14 protein-coding genes and 2 other RNA genes are annotated in these 17,812 nt (G+C 42.2%); 6 read left to right on the forward strand and 10 right to left on the reverse strand.

The features are described 5' to 3' along the window. Nucleotides 1–211: 211 nt before the first annotated feature. Both ssrA (KTR07_RS02675) and ssrA (KTR07_RS02680) read left to right on the forward strand, forming a co-directional pair. Nucleotides 212–608, forward strand: a transfer-messenger RNA (tmRNA) gene (ssrA, locus tag KTR07_RS02675). A 210-nt stretch (nucleotides 609–818) separates the two neighbouring features. Then, nucleotides 819–1,216: a transfer-messenger RNA gene (ssrA, locus tag KTR07_RS02680) on the forward strand. 103 nt (nucleotides 1,217–1,319) lie between these two features. Here the strand turns inward: ssrA (KTR07_RS02680) and KTR07_RS02685 are convergent. The 8 genes from KTR07_RS02685 to KTR07_RS02720 all read right to left on the reverse strand — a co-directional run bounded on the left by KTR07_RS02685 (nucleotide 1,320) and on the right by KTR07_RS02720 (nucleotide 9,708). After that, nucleotides 1,320–3,209: a WG repeat-containing protein gene (locus KTR07_RS02685; RefSeq protein WP_005680235.1), complete on the reverse strand. Its 1,890-nt coding sequence runs from the start codon at nucleotides 3,207–3,209 to the stop codon at nucleotides 1,320–1,322. A gap of 18 nt (nucleotides 3,210–3,227) precedes the next feature. Further along, complete coding sequence (locus KTR07_RS02690) at nucleotides 3,228–3,842, reverse strand: hypothetical protein (RefSeq protein ID WP_005680236.1); 615 nt, start codon at nucleotides 3,840–3,842, stop codon at nucleotides 3,228–3,230. 37 nt (nucleotides 3,843–3,879) lie between these two features. Next, nucleotides 3,880–4,059: a hypothetical protein gene (locus KTR07_RS02695; RefSeq protein WP_005680237.1), complete on the reverse strand. Its 180-nt coding sequence runs from the start codon at nucleotides 4,057–4,059 to the stop codon at nucleotides 3,880–3,882. Between the two features lie 27 nt (nucleotides 4,060–4,086). After that, entirely contained in the window at nucleotides 4,087–5,211 is a 1,125-nt protein-coding gene (locus KTR07_RS02700) for a GIY-YIG nuclease family protein (protein WP_005680238.1), read from the reverse strand. Nucleotides 5,212–5,534: 323 nt separating this feature from the next. Beyond that, nucleotides 5,535–6,881, reverse strand: a complete 1,347-nt coding sequence (gene mobV / locus KTR07_RS02705; RefSeq protein WP_005680240.1) for a MobV family relaxase — start codon at nucleotides 6,879–6,881, stop codon at nucleotides 5,535–5,537. 184 nt (nucleotides 6,882–7,065) lie between these two features. Further along, on the reverse strand, nucleotides 7,066–8,034 hold the full coding sequence (locus KTR07_RS02710; protein WP_005680241.1) for a toprim domain-containing protein: 969 nt from the start codon (nucleotides 8,032–8,034) through the stop codon (nucleotides 7,066–7,068). Nucleotides 8,035–8,320: 286 nt separating this feature from the next. Continuing rightward, a complete protein-coding gene (locus KTR07_RS02715; RefSeq protein WP_005680242.1) occupies nucleotides 8,321–9,388 on the reverse strand; it encodes an AAA family ATPase in 1,068 nt (355 codons plus the stop codon). 11 nt (nucleotides 9,389–9,399) lie between these two features. Then, entirely contained in the window at nucleotides 9,400–9,708 is a 309-nt protein-coding gene (locus KTR07_RS02720; protein ID WP_005680243.1) for a DUF3853 family protein, read from the reverse strand. Nucleotides 9,709–9,714: 6 nt separating this feature from the next. Between KTR07_RS02720 and KTR07_RS02725 the strand changes: the two genes are divergently transcribed. Next, entirely contained in the window at nucleotides 9,715–9,891 is a 177-nt protein-coding gene (locus KTR07_RS02725; protein ID WP_005680244.1) for a hypothetical protein, read from the forward strand. A 38-nt stretch (nucleotides 9,892–9,929) separates the two neighbouring features. On the opposite strand, the gene KTR07_RS02730 is transcribed toward KTR07_RS02725, so the two are convergent. Next, complete coding sequence (locus tag KTR07_RS02730) at nucleotides 9,930–10,955, reverse strand: hypothetical protein (RefSeq protein ID WP_005680245.1); 1,026 nt, start codon at nucleotides 10,953–10,955, stop codon at nucleotides 9,930–9,932. Between the two features lie 2 nt (nucleotides 10,956–10,957). Continuing rightward, a complete protein-coding gene (locus KTR07_RS02735; RefSeq protein WP_005680247.1) occupies nucleotides 10,958–12,250 on the reverse strand; it encodes a site-specific integrase in 1,293 nt (430 codons plus the stop codon). Nucleotides 12,251–12,737: 487 nt separating this feature from the next. On the opposite strand from KTR07_RS02735, the gene KTR07_RS02740 reads away from it, so the two are divergent. From KTR07_RS02740 to KTR07_RS02750, 3 genes are all read left to right on the forward strand, one after another. Beyond that, on the forward strand, nucleotides 12,738–13,289 hold the full coding sequence (locus tag KTR07_RS02740) for an RNA polymerase sigma-70 factor (RefSeq protein ID WP_008760068.1): 552 nt from the start codon (nucleotides 12,738–12,740) through the stop codon (nucleotides 13,287–13,289). A 46-nt stretch (nucleotides 13,290–13,335) separates the two neighbouring features. Beyond that, nucleotides 13,336–14,322, forward strand: a complete 987-nt coding sequence (locus KTR07_RS02745; RefSeq protein ID WP_032813904.1) for a FecR family protein — start codon at nucleotides 13,336–13,338, stop codon at nucleotides 14,320–14,322. A gap of 167 nt (nucleotides 14,323–14,489) precedes the next feature. Further along, nucleotides 14,490–17,810 carry a TonB-dependent receptor gene (locus KTR07_RS02750; RefSeq protein ID WP_117981145.1) on the forward strand — a complete coding sequence of 1,107 codons (3,321 nt, stop codon included), beginning with the start codon at nucleotides 14,490–14,492 and terminating at the stop codon, nucleotides 17,808–17,810. Nucleotides 17,811–17,812: the final 2 nt, after the last annotated feature.

The raw sequence follows: 17,812 nt of genomic DNA on the forward strand, positions 1-17,812 counted from the left end.
CTCCGCTCATGATATATCTCTGTATACCGGATAGCATATCATCGGCTAATATTTGCAAATATATGATGGTTAGTAACAAAAGAATATGTATCTTTGTGCCAAAGAAAACAGGATTATTGAAAGGATATGATGTATTATTTATCCCTTATTTGTTTCTCAAATATAAAATAACGATTGTTCTCTTTTGATTTTCAGACCGTTATAAAGTCATGGGGTTGACTGGATTTGACAGCGGGCAGAAATGGTAGGTAAGCATGCAGTGGGTCGGTAATTTCCACTTAAATCTCAGTTATCAAAACTTTATCTGGCGAAACTAATTACGCTCTTGCTGCTTAATCGAATCACAGTAGATTAGCTTAATCCAGGCACTAGGTGCCAGGACGAGACATCACTCGGAAGCTGTTGCTCCGAAGCATTCCGGTTCAGTGGTGCAGTAACATCGGGGATAGTCAGAAGCGGCCTCGCGTTTTTGATGAAACTTTAGAGGATAAGGCAGGAATTGATGGCTTTGGTTCTGCTCCTGCACGAAAATTTAGGCAAAGATAAGCATGTAGAAAGCTTATGATTTCCTCGTTTGGACGAGGGTTCGATTCCCTCCAGCTCCACAAATGATATTGATAATTAGGTGCTTATATTGTTTGCACCCCAAAATGCACCCTGAAATAAAAAATGATAGTCTGATTATCATTCTTTATATCAAAAGCTATCTGCCTTTCTTAAATAAATTAACTATTGTGATGATTTGTGATATTCTATTTTAATTTTTATCATTTTGTTTGTTCTTATCAAGGCGATTTCCTATCTTTGAAACATCATTAGGGCTTGACTGGAATTGACAGCGAGTTGGAATGGTATGTAAGCATGCAGTGGGTCGGTAATTTCCACTTAAATATCAGTTATCAAAATTTTATCTGGCAACGAAAATTATGCTCTCGCTGCTTAATCGAAGTATAGTAGATTAGCTTTATTTCCGCCAAAGTGGTAGAAACGAGATGTCACTCAAAAGCTCTTGTTCCGAAGCGTTTGATAAAGTGGCACAGTAAAATCGGGAATAGTTTGAGTTTTTCCTCGTAACTCTTACGAAATTTTAGAGGATAAGGCATAAGTTGGTGGCTTTGGTCTTGCTTATGTTCGAAAATTTTAGGCAAAGATAAGCATGTAGAAAGCATATGGTTTCCTCGTTTGGACGGGAGTTCGATTCTCCCCAGGTCCACGATACTTAGATAATTATTTTTTATGTATAAAAGTATTCCCGTACAGAATTTGATGTTCTGTACGGGAATATTTTTAAGTGTTCGATTTATATGAATGTTTCTTAACTATTTCTCTGTTATCGCTTTAGACATTAAAAAGAATGAATCCTCTCCTTCATAATAAACAATATCATAACAAGCATCTTCAGATCGATAAAGGGTTTCATCTTCCCTTTTTAATCCCAAAGTTTCTGTAAGATATTGTGGTATAGCATCAAACAATTTCTTTGGATTATCACCTATCGGAGAAGCACTCACATTAATCTTTACTTTAATCACAATTGCACACTTACATTCATGAAGAATACCAACGGAATATGTCGCAAAGACTTGATTTATACCCCAATCTCTATTATGTAAGTCAACCATTCCTTTTGTTGGCATTTGCTTTATATTATATAAATCCATAATTCTTGAAATAGTTTGACCAATTTTTAAGCTGTCAATGCCGTCGGATGTTAGCTTATCGAATATTGATGCCAATGTTTTCTTTTCATCTATATAATCGGTAGCAACTCCCCAAGCATCATAATCAGACATGGAATGAGGTGCTATTAAAGAAGACCAAAAGGGTGAATAACTGGGAGCATCTGTAAATGGGGGAACTGAAATTTTGTAATAAGAGTTGTTGTCTATCGGATTCCCTTTTTTGTCAGCAAAGTAATATTTCTCATTTTCTGCCATTATAGCATATTGGGATAATGGATAAAAACATGAAACGTTTTCTATTTTATTTTTAATTTCACCTTTAGAGTTTATTGCATATACATTCATATATTGATTGTCCCATTCATCTCTTAAATTGGCAATTGTATCAGCAACATATATCCAATCGTCTATAATGCCTAAAGCTCGCGAATATTTAGGTTCTCCGATACTTTCTCCTTCTATGTTAAGTTGTCCCCATAATCCAGTTTTACTGTCTTGAAATAAGGCAACATTGTCAATGAAAGGTGAAATACTGTAAATGTTAGAAGGGAATCTCTGTGCTTTTTCGCCTTTTTCATTGAGTAAGAAGTTTTCTATTAAACAATATCCGTTTTCAAAAAAGGTGTATGAATATTGTTGGTACCCATTGGAACTGGCTTCAAATAACTCTTTTCCATTGGGGTCGATAACTAACCATTTGTCAGCTTCTTTGTTATATACAATAGCTTTTCCTTCATGGAAAGGGAAAGCGTTATCATAAATAGGTTCTATCACAACATTGCCTTGTGGATCTATATATCCGCATTTACGATTTTCTAACCGAAACCAAGCACGTTGCTCCGTAAAGAACGGAGATACACATAAGAATTCTTTCCCCTGATACGGAAGCAAATAAAAAGCAGTTTCTCCCGTTTCTGTTAGATAGTGAATACGTTCATCTGCAGAAACAACAGGAATTATTCCTTCGCTACATATGCCTCCTTGCTTATAACCTTTTGGAGTTCCTATCAATTTAGGAGTTGGAGTTGCGGAATAGTAAAGATATTGATTTGTATCATAATCCTGAATTCTAAACACTCCATTTACTGCATAAGACGGTCTTTTATCAAATTTGTTTTCAAACAAGATGTTTCCATTAACTCCAACCATGCCCCATTTCCCATGTTTTTCTTTTTGGAAAGCTACATGGGTCACTTCAGGGAAATCGGTATTTGACTTAAATGAACAACTCGAAAGCATACCCATAAATATCACAAGCGATAAAAGCAAAGGACGAAAATACCAATTGGTTATTTTAGATTTCCTTTCGGCATGAACATAGGGGATTTTGTCCAATGAATTTTCAGTATCCAAAGCTCTCAGAACTTTTCGAATGGGCAAACCTTCCCTATAATCTTTATTGAAAATGCCATTCTCTATGAAAAGAGGCATAAACTCTTTTGCAAGAACCATTCCGCTTTGAGGATGTTTTATAAAATGATTTTGCAAAACACTGTTGATTCTTAAAATACGTTCATTTGTCTTCATAATACGTAATATTATAAATTATTCGGAATATGTCTTTCCATTAATCGTTATACTTGTTACATTGCTTGTATCTTTACCAGCCATAGCTGCACCTTCCTTTACCGTCTGAATCAGAATAGGACCCATCTGTTCCAAAGCTCTGTTAAAATTTTCTTCTATTTGTTTTCTCTTTTGAGAAGGGCTGAGGTAATCGCTACAATCCAACACTTTACCACTTTTATCGAGGGTAAAAACTTTTTCTAAGAATGAACTATTCCCATTCTTTTCATCTATTGTATATGCAACAGCGAAGGCTACAAATGCGCTATCACCATTTCCTATAAATGCGAGTTCATCGAAAATACCTCGTGTATCTAATAGCTTGACGCATCCTGATATTGAATCTTTTTTATATGTATTATCCATTTGCCATACCTCAACGGGAATACTTGTCTTTTTTTCTGCCAAAATCCATTCCATTATTTTGTAACTTTCTCCTTCTTTTAAACTATCCTCAATGGAATGGACTACGTATTGTTTACCCCATTCTATGATTTGTTCATCGGAAGCGTTTGCAAACAGTACATCCTTCTGTGATGGTGAACAACCAAGATAAAACATCAAAATGAAAATAGAAGTAATAATTTTTTTCATAATGCCATATTATTTAAGTTAGAATTAAATTTTTTGATTAATCCATAAAAGGAGAAGCAATTAGACCTATTAAAATTACTATACAAAGTAGAATGATAATGATGATTGGGATCATCAGGCAACCGCCACATCCTTGTAGAAACTCCGCTTTACCTTTTGCAAACTCTATTTGGGCTTTCTCATATTCAGAAAGTCTTTCAGCATTTTGCTCCTTCATAACTTCATTGTTTGTTCATTGTTTATATCAATAACCATTAATGACTTCATTCATGTCATCTACAACTTTTATAACATTCCCGTCAGAATCCAATACAAAAAGTTTCTCTTCCACCACGTAACCGCCATAACTGTTTTTAGCCCTATATTTATGAAGAGCAAAATAAGTATTATTGTCTTTATTATATATACCAAAGGCTTCCCAACTTATTCCTTCATAACTATCAGGGTCTTTAAGATAATGCCGTTTAAGATAGACCCTTACTCCTGCCATAGCTTTTGTTTGAGATGGTCCTTTGTTGCTCCCGTAGTTTTCGATTCTATTGTTACCCTTTGAAGAAGTGCTGTATTCTCTACTTGAAATATTGAAAATTATAACCACAACAAGAAAAATCAATACCGCTATCCATTGTCGGCGTTCTTTATTTTTTTTATTTTGTATGTAGATGGGATTTTGAATAATACAACCACAAGAAAGGCATTTAATGTACTTCTCATTTTTTAACCCTTCATCAATTGTTAGATTTATACCACAATTGCTGCATTGCAATTGTTGTGGATAGGTATTTAGTTTTAATTGGTTATTTGGTATTGGGGCTTGTTTCGCCGAAGTGCATGAACGAAGCGCAGAAAGCTCCTTACGGAAATCAAGATTAGTTTTATTGAAATTTCCTTGCAAGTTAAGCGGGGGATTATATATGCGAATCAATTCTTTTTCAACATTTGCATAATCATTATTTGCATAATAAAAAAGTAGCAGGTTGTCTTTCATCCATTCGGTCAGTGTACGCTCGTCAAATTCACCAAATGTAGTTTTTCCGTTTTGGGGAGAGTTTATGTCTCTTGGAATCAGTTTGAATCCCAATAAACATCCTAATGATTTGCGAATTGTGGAATTTCCGGCAGTGCCAGTGAAATGTTGTTTGTAGTCACGAATACGCAGACTTTTACTGCTTTTGCCTACATACACGACATTGTATTTCTCTTTTTTGTAATCAAAAGAGGTTAGTATAGGAGTGGTGGAAATTTGTACTTTTATGGGCAATGAGGACGTACTACGTAATACTATGATATAGTTACCGGGCTTGTCAGGTAAGACTGAAGCTCTCATTTTTTGAGGGTCAAATAAAGAAAATTCATCTTGTGAAATCATGTTGTTGGTTTCATATATAGCCGCCTGAGACCCCACTAAGCAGAGTTATACAAAAAGAAGCGTGGGTCTGCATGCCACGTCTTAGATGAAGGTCGTAGGAAAATACCTTGAGTACAGATATGGATATAGCAGCCCACGCTATAGCGTGAGAACCACTATGCTATCCTTGTACTCTTTGAAAATTTCCTACGTTTTCATCTACAAGATAAGCATAACGCTTCTAAAAATTCTAATATGTCTTGGAAAGAGCATACTCAATCCAATACAAAAATACAAAAAACAGCTAAAAAAATGAAACCAAAGCCCCTATTTTTTATTACGTTTTACAATCTCAACCCTCTTTTCGGTTTGTTCTCTTCTTTTTGGGTGTGGCTTACACCCAGCTTTTCTTTGAGTTCCTGAAACTTCATTTTGAACCATTCGAGTATGGGCATGCCGTCAATGCACAGCCGGAATTTCCCTTTCTCCTGCGGGTTCCTCTCCACGGTTGCCGTCGAGTGCTCCGTCCTGAACTTCTCCTTGTGTTCCTTCGAATAGAGCCTTCCCTTGAACTCCACGGGTTGCAGGCTGACAACCCGCCTTGTCAGTTCCTCGGTAAACCCCACTTCCCGGCATTGTTCGGCTATGGGCAACAATTCCTTCACGATAGGGAAATAGGTGTCTATCTGTTCCAGTCTGTTGTCGTATTCCCTGATTTTTTGCTGGTAGCTCCGGTCTATCTTGTTTATCTCGCTGTTGTGGCGGTTCTCCATTTTTGTCTGCTCCCTCTGTTCGGCTTGTACCTGCTTTTGCAGAGCCACAATGTCCTGCCTCAAATTTTCGTTCTCCGCTTCCAGCCTCTTGACCTTGCTGCCGCCCAAAAGAGAACTCACCCCGTCCGCTATGGCTGTGGTTGCGTTCACCGCCGCACCCTTCATCTTCTGCACGTTGATTTCCCCCTTGACCTTTTTCAGCTTCTTCTGCGCTTCCTCTTCCAGCCCCAGCAGGTTTTCGATGTTCTCCTGCAGGCTGTCCTGCCGTTCCACCAGTTCCTTGTAATATTGCGAGGTCGGTATGTGCTTTGCCAGCGAACCGTCCACGCCTCTCTGCAAGCCGTACTTGCTCATGGCTTGTGCGTAGGTGTCCTGATAGTGTTTCAGCTTGTGCCTTGCCATGACGTCATCGGCGCACAGCCGCACATCCTGCGTGTTCTTCTTTCTGTACTTCTTCTTCCCGTTCTGTTCGTCTTGTCTGGCTTTCCTGCGCTCCCCGGTCACTATCGGTACAATGGTGGCGTGTATGTGCGGCGTCTTCTCGTCCATGTGCAGGACTGCCGACACGAGGTTCCGCTCGCCGTATGTTTCCCGGAGCCATTTCAGGTTGTCGCTGCACCAGCCGTCAAGCCTCCCGTCCTCTTCCATACGCTTCATGTCCTCGTTGCTTCCGGTGAGCAGCACCCGGATTGCCCTTACCTGGTTGGTACCTATCTTGCGTTTGATGCCTGCCGTCTCTATCCGGTGCGCTATCGCCTGCGTACGGTTCCTTACCCCTTCGGGGAACTGTACCAGTTCCCGGTTCAGGTGCGTTCGCGTTCTGTCCGCATTCTTCGGGTGTACGGTGCGCTCTATGTGCGTGGACATTGCGCCGTCCGCACCTTTTGCCTTTTCCAAATGCAAAACTGCATATCCCATAACTGTAATACATTTTTCGGTTAATACTTCCCCTGCCTTGCTTCCATGCCGCATGGCTCACGGGGTTTCAAAAGGGGCGGCGTCCCTTTTGCTCATTGGGGCTTTTTTAGCGATGCGTGCATTGCGTGAAGAAAAAGCCCTAATGAGCTATGGCTTTTTTAAAGCCTTCCGTTGGCATGTGCGGTTACATCCCGATGCCTTTGCCTTTCCTCTCCGGTTGCCTTGCCTGCCGTTGCCTTTTCTCTGGTTCCGGCTTCTCCTGCCACCGTTCCGCTTGTCCTGACCGTTTACTACAAAGGAAGTCGTTCAGGTCGTTGTAGCCTCCGTATATGTGCGATGCGTCCCGTATGCGCATCCCGTATTCCTCCCGCAGTTCCTGAACGGCTTCCATTCCCGCCTTGTCGTTGTCAAGGAAACAATGGATGCGTTCGTAATCGCCCAGTGGGTGGATTGCTTTGGAAAGGTTGGAAGTAGAGTTCAGCACGATGTAGTCCTGCCCGTCAAGTTCGGGGCGGTCGGGACACCTTTCCAGCCGCAGGGTGAGGAAGGAGAGGTAGTCCATGAAGCCCTCGAAGAGATAGCAGGTCTCCTTCGTCTGTTCCTGCCGTATGTGGGTGATGTCCTTCGGTGCTATGCACCCCTTGAAGAATTTGTTGCGTATCTCGTAGCCTCCCGAACGGTTGGGAAAACCGACGGCAAAGTAGGGCTTGCCGTCGGTTTGATAGCGCACCTCGTAACATTCTCTTTTTGCCAGTTCAGTATTTATCCCCCTCTGCCGCAGATAGGAGAATAGGGCGGGGGAAGAAAGCGGCGCCACCTCCAACTGTCGGAAGCTCGGTTTGGAGAAAGGTTGCCCGCCAAAAGAGAAGGAGACCGGGCGCACGTTTGGTGCCTGCTCCGCTATCCTTTCCAAGAGGTAGGGCAGGCTGTCTGATGCGTAGAGCTCCTGCGCCAGTGCGATGATGTTCCCGCCCCTGCCCGCGCCAAAGTCATACCATAGGTTGCGTTCGGTATTCACCTTGAAGGACGGTTCGCACTCGTCCCTGAAAGGTGACTTGTACCATAGGCTGCCGCCCTGCTGTCTTGCCGGGCTGTAGCCAAGACTGTGCAGATATTCCTCAATGCGTATCCGCTTCGCTTCATTCGTATTCATGTGGGTTTCTGTTTAAGTGGATATTGTTTTTTTGTTTTCGCCCGTGCCTTTTGCATGTTGCGGGCTGCATCCGCTTTACTTTATTTCGCTATATATATGCACCCTGACTAAAGTAAAGCGGTTTCCGGGCTGTCATGCCCGTGCTGTTTTTCCTGTCAGGCGGTGTGAACATCTTTTTTTTGTTTTCGCCCGTACCTCTCTATATGTTACGGGCTATATCCACTTTACTTTATTTCCGTATATATATGGTACGGGACTAAAGTAAAGTGGTTCCCATGCCATACCGCTAATAGTGGAAATCGGGCTTGAAGGTGTATTTCCTGCCGTTCTCCTGCACTATCATCCGTTTGTTCTTCAATAGGGTAATGAGGTCTGTCACCCTGTTTCCGCCAAGTATGACGTCCACAGTGGCGTAGGTTTCCCTCAATACTCCCGCAAGTTCCTTGTAGCCGTATTCGTTTTTCAGGGTGAATGCGGCTTCCAGTGCGATGCGGTGCTGCTGCTCGGTGATGTCCTTGTAGGGGTCGAATTTCCTCCTCCCTTTGCCCGGCTCCTTCTCCTTGAACCGGTAGCCGTCCAGCAGTTCGGGCAGTGCCTCCTCATTGATACGGAATGCGAACGGCTCGAAGTCCACCGCCCTGATGTGTGCGGTTTTGACCGTGCTTATGTCGGGGTTATTCTCGTCCTTCTCCACTTGCAGCACGGTTTCCGCCTTGTTGCTTAGCTCGGTTCCGATGTGCCCCCTTGCGTTCTCGTCCCCCTTGTTCTGGTGCAGGACAGTATGGATGTGGATGTCCCTTTCCCCCGTCCATGTCATCAGATAGGAGATTACCGTTGTGGACTCACCGGGGTTGTTGATATCGTGCACCATGTCCCGTATTCCGTCAATGACTACCAGCCCGATATTCTCGGTGCGGTAGATTGCCTCCCTCACGATTGCTATGCGCTCTTCGGGCGTGTACTTCCTTAGGACGAGGAATTCAAGGTCTTCATGGTTTCTGTCTGCGGGCAGTCCCGCCATGCGCAATATCCGCTTTGCCACCTTTGCGCAGTGGTAGGTGCTTTGCTCGGTGTCCACATAGAGTATTTTCCGCTTGTTTTCGGGCAGTTCAGCCGTGTAGCTTAGTACCGTCCCGTTTTTCAGCGCAGCCGCCACGATTGCGGAGACGTTGAACGTCTTCTTGCTCTTGGCTTTCCCGATTGACGCGCTGAAATTCCCCAGCGTGCCGATGACGGAACCCCGCACTTTCAGGATTTCGGGTGCCTTCTCGTAGTCTTCCGAAAGGTCGAGCCGTGAGGCTTGCCATAGGATTACCGCCTCTTCGGGCGTGATGTTTCTTTCCTTGTTGTCCATACCGCACCTCCCTATCTGCGTCCCCCGCTTTTGCGTCCTGCCAGTTCAAGCGCCATGTCCGCATCGACGATGATTTTGCGTCCTATCTGCGTAATGGCTCTGTCTATCCTCCCGCTTTTTTTGATGCGGTTTGCTGTGGGTATGCTGCACCCGAACAGCCGGGCTATGCCGCCTATCCCGTACACGTACTTCTTTTCCTTGTCGGCTGCGGGTTGGGTTGGCTTCGTTTCGCTTCCCTGTAAGGCGTGCCGGTTCAGGAATATGAACTCTTCACCCGTCATCTGCCATACGGGCTTTGATAAAAGGTCTCTAATTTCCATATCAGAATGAAATTAACGTTTGTACTGCAAGCCCTGCGCATGGGCTTTTTACCTCGTTCGAACAGTGCAAAGTTAGTTCCGGGTACGGGTGGTAAGGATGTGGATAGCGTGATTGTGGTGTCACGCTATCTCACTAAATATCAGAAGATAATAAAGGGTGGTGGAAATTATTTTGAGTGGTAAAAGTGGTCGTGTCGTGGAATGTCGTTGCATATCACCGACTATCGGAATATTGACCGCATTTCCCTTGCGAATTCCTGATTGCTGTCACTGGCTAAATCGGTACGGGGAACGGGTGCCTTGTATTTGGACTTGTAGTATGCATCGTCTATTCCCAGCAGGTTCATGATATCCTCTTTCCATTTCTCTCTGTCCGGCTTGGGCAGCGTTTCACCCATAAGGAAAATGAGATAGCATACACGGGCTTTCTCCCTCGGTCTTATTTTCAGTCTGCCTTCGCACGGTTGCAGGTTCATGCTGGCGTAGAAGTCCAGTTCTGAAACGGCTTCGAACTGCTCGCCGTTGCATCTTTCGTAAACGGCTGACAAGAGTTTCATGGGGAAGTAGGCGGGTTGGCTTGTCGGTGTGGTGGCGGCTTCCTTTTCCTCTCCCTCCTTTTTCTTTTGGTCGGTCAGGTATTTTTCAAGGATTGCCAATAGTGAGCCGCCCAGTCTGCAAATGTCCCCGCAACGGTTTTTCAGGCATTGCAGGGCTTCCCGCCTTGCCTGCTCCTTCTGTTTGTACAGTTCATCCAGTTTGGCTTTTTCCTTGTCGTATTCCCGCTTGCACCGTTCGTACCTTCTTTCCAGCAGTTCCTCTTCCTGACGGTCATGCTCCCTGAAGCCTACCGCTTCCAAAGAGCCGTTGGCTTCCATGAGTTCCCGGTAATATCCGTTTGTGACTTTCATCTGTCTGTCGATGTCCCAGTCAAAACGGCTTTCATGCCGTCGGCAGACGTATTCGGTATCGAGACGGTCGAAAAACTCCCTGCAGGCGTTGTAAGTCGAGATGTTGCTTTCAATCTCACGTTTCAGGCTGTTCAGCAATATGGAGAAGTGTGCGGCGTCCATTTCAAGCATGAGGCTGATGAGTGCGGTTTCAAATGTCTGCGTGTCCCCGTACTCTCCGTAAAAGCCGGAAATGAATTGCTGCTTCTCAAAAGAGAAACTGCCGCCGGACATTATTTCGGTATATATCTTGTTGAGTTTCCCGTAGTGGGGTATCATTGATGTTATTCTTTCGTCCATAGTTATATCAGATTAAATTTAGTCATAGCGTTGATTTTGATTTCATCCGCTATATCAATATAGGGCTTCATCGCTTTGTAATCGCTGTGTCCCGTCCATTTCATTACTACTTGTACTGGAATGCCAAGTGCCAAAGCATTACAGATAAATGTTCGTCTTCCGGTGTGAGTACTTAATAATGCGTATTTAGGTGTAACTTCGTCTATTCGTTCATTTCCTCTATAATATGTTTCTCGTATTGGTTCATCTATTTCTGCCAGTTGTCCCAGTTCTTTTAAAAATTCGTTCATCCTTTGATTGCTTACAACTGGCAATGCCCTGTCATTAGGGAACGGCACACCTTTGTACTTTTCGAGTATTGCCTTGCTGTGGTCATTTAATTCAATAATAAGACTGTCTGCCGTCTTTATGGTAATAACTTCGATATGACCGTTTTTAACATCACTACGTTTCAAATTATACACATCGGAGTGACGTAATCCGGTGAAACAGCAAAATAGCAATACATCCCTTACTCTTTCAAGGTATTTCTTTGTTGGTGGTATTGGGCAGGTTCTTAGTTTATTTATTTCATTTTGGGTGAGGAATATCACTTTTTTGGGTGCACTCTTCATTTTAGGCGTGAATTTATCATAAGCCATGTTTTGGTGATACCCTTTTCGATTACTCCAACGTAAGAACCATTTTACGAATTTGATTTGTTTGGCAATGGAAGTGTTGCGCATGTTTTTTTCTGTACGCAAGAATTCTATATAGTCATTGAAATGTTTTTCCGTCCAACTGTCAAACGTAGTATTAGGGTCAAATGTATAAATGTGTTTTTTGACTGTTGCAAACTTTTTGAGGGTTGAGGAAGACCAGTCATTTTGTTTGCTACATTCTGCTACAAATTCATTGAAAACTTTCATGAAGTCTAATTCAACCTTTTGCTTTTCCTCATGGTTTTCTTTCTTTTCCCCTTTTGTCTTTAGGTTGAACGCTTCCTTAATTTGTGCAGGGGTGGGTATTACATCTTGCACCTCGAATTCTTTGAACACATTCTGTATTTCGGTGTATTGCCGTAATAGTTCGGCGTTGATTTCGGATGCACTTTGCTTTAGCTTGTTGGTACAACCGTTTCTAACCCGTTGCTTGTCTGTGTCCCATTTTTCTACATCGATTCTATATCCCGTAGTAAATTCGATACGCTGACTGGCAAAGATAACACGCATACGGATTGGCACATTCTTTGTGACTGGAATACCGTCTTTTTTGCGGCTTTCCGGTGCGAAAATGATATTTCTTTTAATATTCATAATTGGGTGTGTTTGAAAATGACACCCAAAAATACACCCGAAAAATGAGATATACAATGATATTAAGAGATATTTAGATTAATGAAAGAAAGAGATAAATAGCTGATTACATGATATTTGATATCCTGTGAAATTTTATAAAAAGGTTCGAGAGACACCCTCCAGCTCCACCTGAAAACAAATGAAAGCTCTGATTATCAGAGCTTTTTCTTTTTATGGGTTTTCTCCCTTATTCCCCTTTTTATTGTTGATTTGTTATTTTTCCTTTTTTTAGATACAAAGTCAATTTCTTATACATACTTTTATTCTCTTCTCTTTTGGTATGACGATATCGCTATTTGGTATTGTCAATATTTATGTGTTTTTGTTTTATATACGGAATAATTATAAATATATGCAAACAAGTATTAATAATATATCTTTATTATGTTCTAATCTTTGAGAATGTCTATTTTTATACTTGTAATCGATAATAATCTTAGCGGATATGGAAAATAATGTTAACCAAATTGAGCTGAAGTTTCAGCGTTTTTTTATTTCTAATTTTCCGAAAGTAAAGAATTATGCCCAGCTGTTGCTTAAGTCGGAAGTTGATGCTGAAGATGTTGCTCAAGATATTTTCTGTAAGCTTTGGTTACAACCGGAAATATGGCTTGACAATGAAAATGAATTAGATAACTACCTCTTTATAATGACCAGAAACATTATTCTGAATATCTTCAAGCATCAGCAAATCGAACGGGAATATCAGGAAGGATACCTTGAGAAAACAGTACTTCATGAATTGATAGAAGGGGAAGATGCCCTTAATAATATATATTATGAAGAAATGTTGCTGGTTGTTCGCCTGACTTTGGAAAAAATGCCTGAACGGCGAAGGTTAATATTCGAGCTGAGTCGTTTTAAGGGATTAAGTTATAAAGAAATCGCAGAAAAGCTTAATGTTTCCATCCGTACGGTAGAGCACCAGGTGTATTTAGCACTGATAGAACTAAAAAAAGTGCTTCTATTTTTATTTTTTCTATTTTCCTTTAAGTAGTGTTTTTCTTTTAGTTGTATTTAGTGTATAAAGGAAGAAATTAATGATGAAAAACTATATTCAACAGATCATAGAGTTATTCGGGCATAATGAGTATTCATTGGCTACGCGTAGAAAAGTGCAGCGATGGTTGGCTGACGACAATCATGCGGAAGAAAAAAAAGAAGCACTTCACACGTTGTGGCAACAAGCGGGAGAACAGAAAGTACCTCGCGGAATGCAACAGTCCATATTACGGATGCAACAAAATCTGGGAATGCAGTCTGTCGGTTCCGGTAAAAAGTATCAGTTACTTATATGGAGAGCAGCAGCTATTTTCCTGTTGGCAGTATCATCTGTTTCTATCTATCTGATGTTGGAGAAAGACAAACCGCAAAAAGACTTGGTAGAATGTTTCATACCAACGGCGGAAATACGAGAACTTACATTGCCCGATGGTACCCGGGTGATGCTAAATTCGAGAAGCACCTTACTGTACCCGGAGCAGTTTGCCGGTAAGACCAGAAGCGTATATTTGATTGGCGAAGCAAATTTTCAGGTAAAGCCGGATGAAAAACATCCTTTTATAGTGAAAGCCAATGATTTTCAAATAACAGCTTTAGGTACAGAGTTTAACGTGAATGCCTATCCGGAGAACAATGAACTGATTGCAACTCTGCTGGAAGGTAGTGTGAAGGTAGAATTTAATAATCTGATATCTAATGTAATACTTAAACCCAATGAGCAGATAACGTATAATAAACAGACCCGGAAACGTAGCCTCCAATCGCCTCGGATAGAGGATGTGACTGCCTGGCAGCGTGGAGAGCTGGTTTTCAGTGATATGCATCTCGATGAGATTTTTACGAGTCTCGAACGCAAATTTCCCTATACCTTTGTTTATAGCCTTCACAGCCTGAACAATAAATCGTATAGTTTCCGTTTCCAACAGCAAGCCACTTTGGAAGAGGTGATGAAGATAATAACACAGGTGGCAGGGGATGTGAAATATATAATTAAGGGGAATAAATGCTATATAACTGATAAAATATAGAAAAACGATTGTTGAACCTTTTTTAACTTAATGTACTATGCAAAAAAGTATCCGGAAGAAATGGCCGTTTCTCCCGGATGTGAAATCATTGTCCTTCTAATATTAGCGTATCTCGACGCTATTTCAATTGATCATAGAATAATAACCAATTAACTAATACTAAAAAGATGCTACAAATTTACGAAAAAAGAGCAGATAATGTTGTTCAAAAGCGAGTCTTTCTCATTTTTTTAGGTCTATTATTGATGCAGACCCTTGCTTTTGCTCAAAGTGATAGTAAAATTACTATCCAGCAGAAAGATATCACTGTAGTAGATGCATTGAAAACTGTGGAAAGACAGTCGAAGATGTCTATAAATTATAGTGATTCCGAATTGAAAGGAAAGAAAATTGCCGATCTTAACTTGGAAGACGTATCGGTGACTACTGCGCTCGACGCAATCTTGAAAGGAACAGGTTTCTCTTATCAGATTCAAGGTAATTATATTATAGTTACGGAGAAGAAACCGGCAACTGCACAATCTGTCAAAGATATCAAAGGGAAAGTAACCGATGAGAATGGTGAACCCCTGATCGGAGTAAATATCTCTGTGGACGGCAGTTCTACAGGGACGATTACAGACTTTGACGGAAACTTTTCGATTAAAAGTCCCGGTAATGCCCGTTTGAAAATATCTTATATAGGATATGCAACTCAACTGATTGCTGTTTCCAATAAGGACTTTTACCCGATTACAATGAAACAAGATACGGAAGTGCTGGACGAAGTAGTCGTGACGGCATTGGGTATCAAGCGGGCAGAAAAGGCACTGTCTTACAATGTGCAGCAGATAAAAAGCGAGGATATAACCGGCATTAAAGATGCCAACTTCATCAATTCACTGAATGGTAAGATAGCCGGTGTAAGTATCAACAAGAGTGGTAGTGGTGTCGGTGGTGCGACGCGTGTCGTTATGCGTGGCGCTAAATCTATCGAAGGCGACAACAATGCACTGTATGTAGTAGACGGTATCCCTTTGTTTAATACTAATATGGGAAACACAGATAGTGGTATCATGGGTGAAGGCAAAGCCGGAACGGAAGGTATTGCTGATTTCAATCCGGAAGATATCGAGAGTATCTCTATTCTGAGCGGACCTTCGGCGGCTGCTTTGTATGGTAGTAGTGCGGCAAATGGTGTCGTTCTGATTACTACTAAGAAAGGGCAGGAAGGTAAATTACAGATATCATTTTCTTCTTCATCCGAATTCAGCAAAGCGTACATGATGCCCGAATTCCAGAACACGTATGGAAATAAAGAAGGTATGTTCGAAAGCTGGGGTGACAAACTGGCCCGTCCGAATTCGTATGATCCCAAGAGTGATTTCTTCAACACCGGAACCAACTTTATCAACTCGTTGACCTTGTCTACCGGTACAAAGCAGAATCAAACTTTTGCTTCGGTTTCATCCACCAATTCAAAAGGTATTGTTCCCAACAATTCTTATGACCGTCTGAACTTCACCATTCGCAATACAGCCACTTTTCTGGACGATAAATTGCAGTTGGATTTAGGAGCGTCCTATGTGAAACAGGAAGATAAAAACATGGTATCGCAGGGACAATACTGGAATCCGGTGATTTCTGCCTACCTTTTCCCCCGTGGAGAAGACTTCGACGATATCAAGACTTTCGAGCGTTATGACCAGAGCCGCAATATTCCGATACAGTATTGGCCGATTGCCGATGCAACCTATGGTTCGCAGAATCCGTACTGGACTGCTTATCGCAACATCGCAACGAACGAGAAGAGTCGTTATATGTTTAATGTCGGTCTGAGCTATAAGATCACCGACTGGATGAATCTTGCCGGACGTTATCGTATGGACGATACTCATGTTCAGTTTGAACGTAAGGTTTATGCTACTTCCGATCAGAAATTTGCCGAAGGAAAGAAAGGTCTGTATGATTACAGCAATTACAAAGACCGCCAGGAGTATGCCGACTTTATGTTGAACATCAACAAGCAGCTCAACGATTTTAATATTTCTGCCAACTTGGGTTATAGCTACTCTAACTACTGGTCGCTGGCAAGAGGCTACAAAGGAACCTTGCTCGGAGTAACAAACCTGTTTGCCGCCAGCAACATCGACCCTTCCAACGGTCGTATCTCGGAAGACGGAGGTGACAGCCGCGTACGTAACCACGCTATCTTTGCCAACGTCGAACTAGGGTGGAGAAGTATGCTTTATCTTACGTTGACAGGTCGTAATGACTGGAACTCCCGGTTGGTAAACACCAGCGAAGAATCCTTCTTCTATCCCTCGGTAGGTTTGTCCGGCATTATCTCTGAAATGGTGAAACTGCCCGAGTTCATTTCCTATTTAAAGGTACGCGGATCATATACGGAAGTCGGTTCTCCGGTATCCCAGTCGGGACTTACTCCGGGAACTGTGACTACTCCGATTGTCGGTGGTGCACTGGCTCCCACAGGCATCTATCCTTTTACTGACTTCAAGGCGGAACGTACCCGTTCTTATGAATTGGGATTGAGCGTACGTTTGTGGAATAAGCTGAGTGCCGAAGTTACTTACTATAAATCGAATACATACAATCAGACCTTTATTGGCGATTTACCGGAATTTTCGGGTTACAAACAAATCTATTTGCAGGCTGGTAATGTGCAAAATCACGGTTGGGAAGCATCGTTGGGATACAGAGACAGTTTCGGAGACTTTAGCTTCTCCTCCAATCTGACCTTCTCGCGCAATGTCAATGAAATCAAAGAAATGGTGGAAAACTATCGTACTGACATGAGCCCCGAGCCCATCAACGTACCCGAAGTAAGGAAAGACAACGGACGCGTTATATTAAAAGTAGGCGGCAGCATCAACGATATATATGCCAATACTTTCCTGAAGAAAGACAGTCAGGGGTATGTTGAAATCAAGCAAGACGGCTCGTACGGACTCGAACAAGGTGAACCGGTTTTCTTGGGCAAGACGTCACCGGACTTTAACCTGGGATGGAGCAACTCGCTGTCATACAAAGGATTCGGACTCAGCTTCCTGATTAACGGACGTTTCGGCGGTGTGGTAACTTCTTCTACTCAGGCTATTCTCGACCGCTTCGGAGTATCCAAAGCGTCTGCCGAAGCACGCGATGCAGGCGGTGTCTTACTGCCCGGACAAGGGAGAGTGGATGCACAATCGTATTATCAGCTGATAGGTACGGGTGACTATACCACTTCCGGATATTATGTATATAGTGCAACCAATATCCGTCTGCAAGAACTGACTTTGAGTTACAGGTTCCCCGACCTTTGGTTTAAGAATGTACTGAAAGATGTTACTTTGTCATTCATTGCCAATAACCCCTGGATGCTCTATAGCAAAGCTCCGCACGATCCGGAACTGACTCCGTCCGTAGGAACTTACGGTCAAGGTAATGACTATTTTATGCAGCCGAGTGTGAGAAGTTTCGGTTTCGGTATTAAATTTAAATTATAACT

Source organism: Bacteroides sp. MSK.20.82 (assembly GCF_019052485.1).
GTDB classification, from domain to species: domain Bacteria; phylum Bacteroidota; class Bacteroidia; order Bacteroidales; family Bacteroidaceae; genus Bacteroides; species Bacteroides thetaiotaomicron.

Excerpts from the sequence above, each read along its gene's own strand:
- KTR07_RS02715 (WP_005680242.1), bottom strand. The coding sequence starts at position 9,388 with ATGGACAACAAGGAAAGAAACATCACGCCCGAAGAGGCGGTAATCCTA.
- mobV (WP_005680240.1), bottom strand. The coding sequence starts at position 6,881 with ATGGGATATGCAGTTTTGCATTTGGAAAAGGCAAAAGGTGCGGACGGC.
- KTR07_RS02730 (WP_005680245.1), bottom strand. The coding sequence starts at position 10,955 with ATGGACGAAAGAATAACATCAATGATACCCCACTACGGGAAACTCAAC.
- KTR07_RS02685 (WP_005680235.1), bottom strand. The coding sequence starts at position 3,209 with ATGAAGACAAATGAACGTATTTTAAGAATCAACAGTGTTTTGCAAAAT.
- KTR07_RS02710 (WP_005680241.1), bottom strand. The coding sequence starts at position 8,034 with ATGAATACGAATGAAGCGAAGCGGATACGCATTGAGGAATATCTGCAC.
- KTR07_RS02720 (WP_005680243.1), bottom strand. The coding sequence starts at position 9,708 with ATGGAAATTAGAGACCTTTTATCAAAGCCCGTATGGCAGATGACGGGT.
- KTR07_RS02690 (WP_005680236.1), bottom strand. The coding sequence starts at position 3,842 with ATGAAAAAAATTATTACTTCTATTTTCATTTTGATGTTTTATCTTGGT.
- KTR07_RS02740 (WP_008760068.1), top strand. The coding sequence starts at position 12,738 with ATGGAAAATAATGTTAACCAAATTGAGCTGAAGTTTCAGCGTTTTTTT.
- KTR07_RS02700 (WP_005680238.1), bottom strand. The coding sequence starts at position 5,211 with ATGATTTCACAAGATGAATTTTCTTTATTTGACCCTCAAAAAATGAGA.
- KTR07_RS02735 (WP_005680247.1), bottom strand. The coding sequence starts at position 12,250 with ATGAATATTAAAAGAAATATCATTTTCGCACCGGAAAGCCGCAAAAAA.
- KTR07_RS02695 (WP_005680237.1), bottom strand. The coding sequence starts at position 4,059 with ATGAAGGAGCAAAATGCTGAAAGACTTTCTGAATATGAGAAAGCCCAA.
- KTR07_RS02750 (WP_117981145.1), top strand. The coding sequence starts at position 14,490 with ATGCTACAAATTTACGAAAAAAGAGCAGATAATGTTGTTCAAAAGCGA.
- KTR07_RS02725 (WP_005680244.1), top strand. The coding sequence starts at position 9,715 with ATGAAATTAACGTTTGTACTGCAAGCCCTGCGCATGGGCTTTTTACCT.
- KTR07_RS02745 (WP_032813904.1), top strand. The coding sequence starts at position 13,336 with ATGAAAAACTATATTCAACAGATCATAGAGTTATTCGGGCATAATGAG.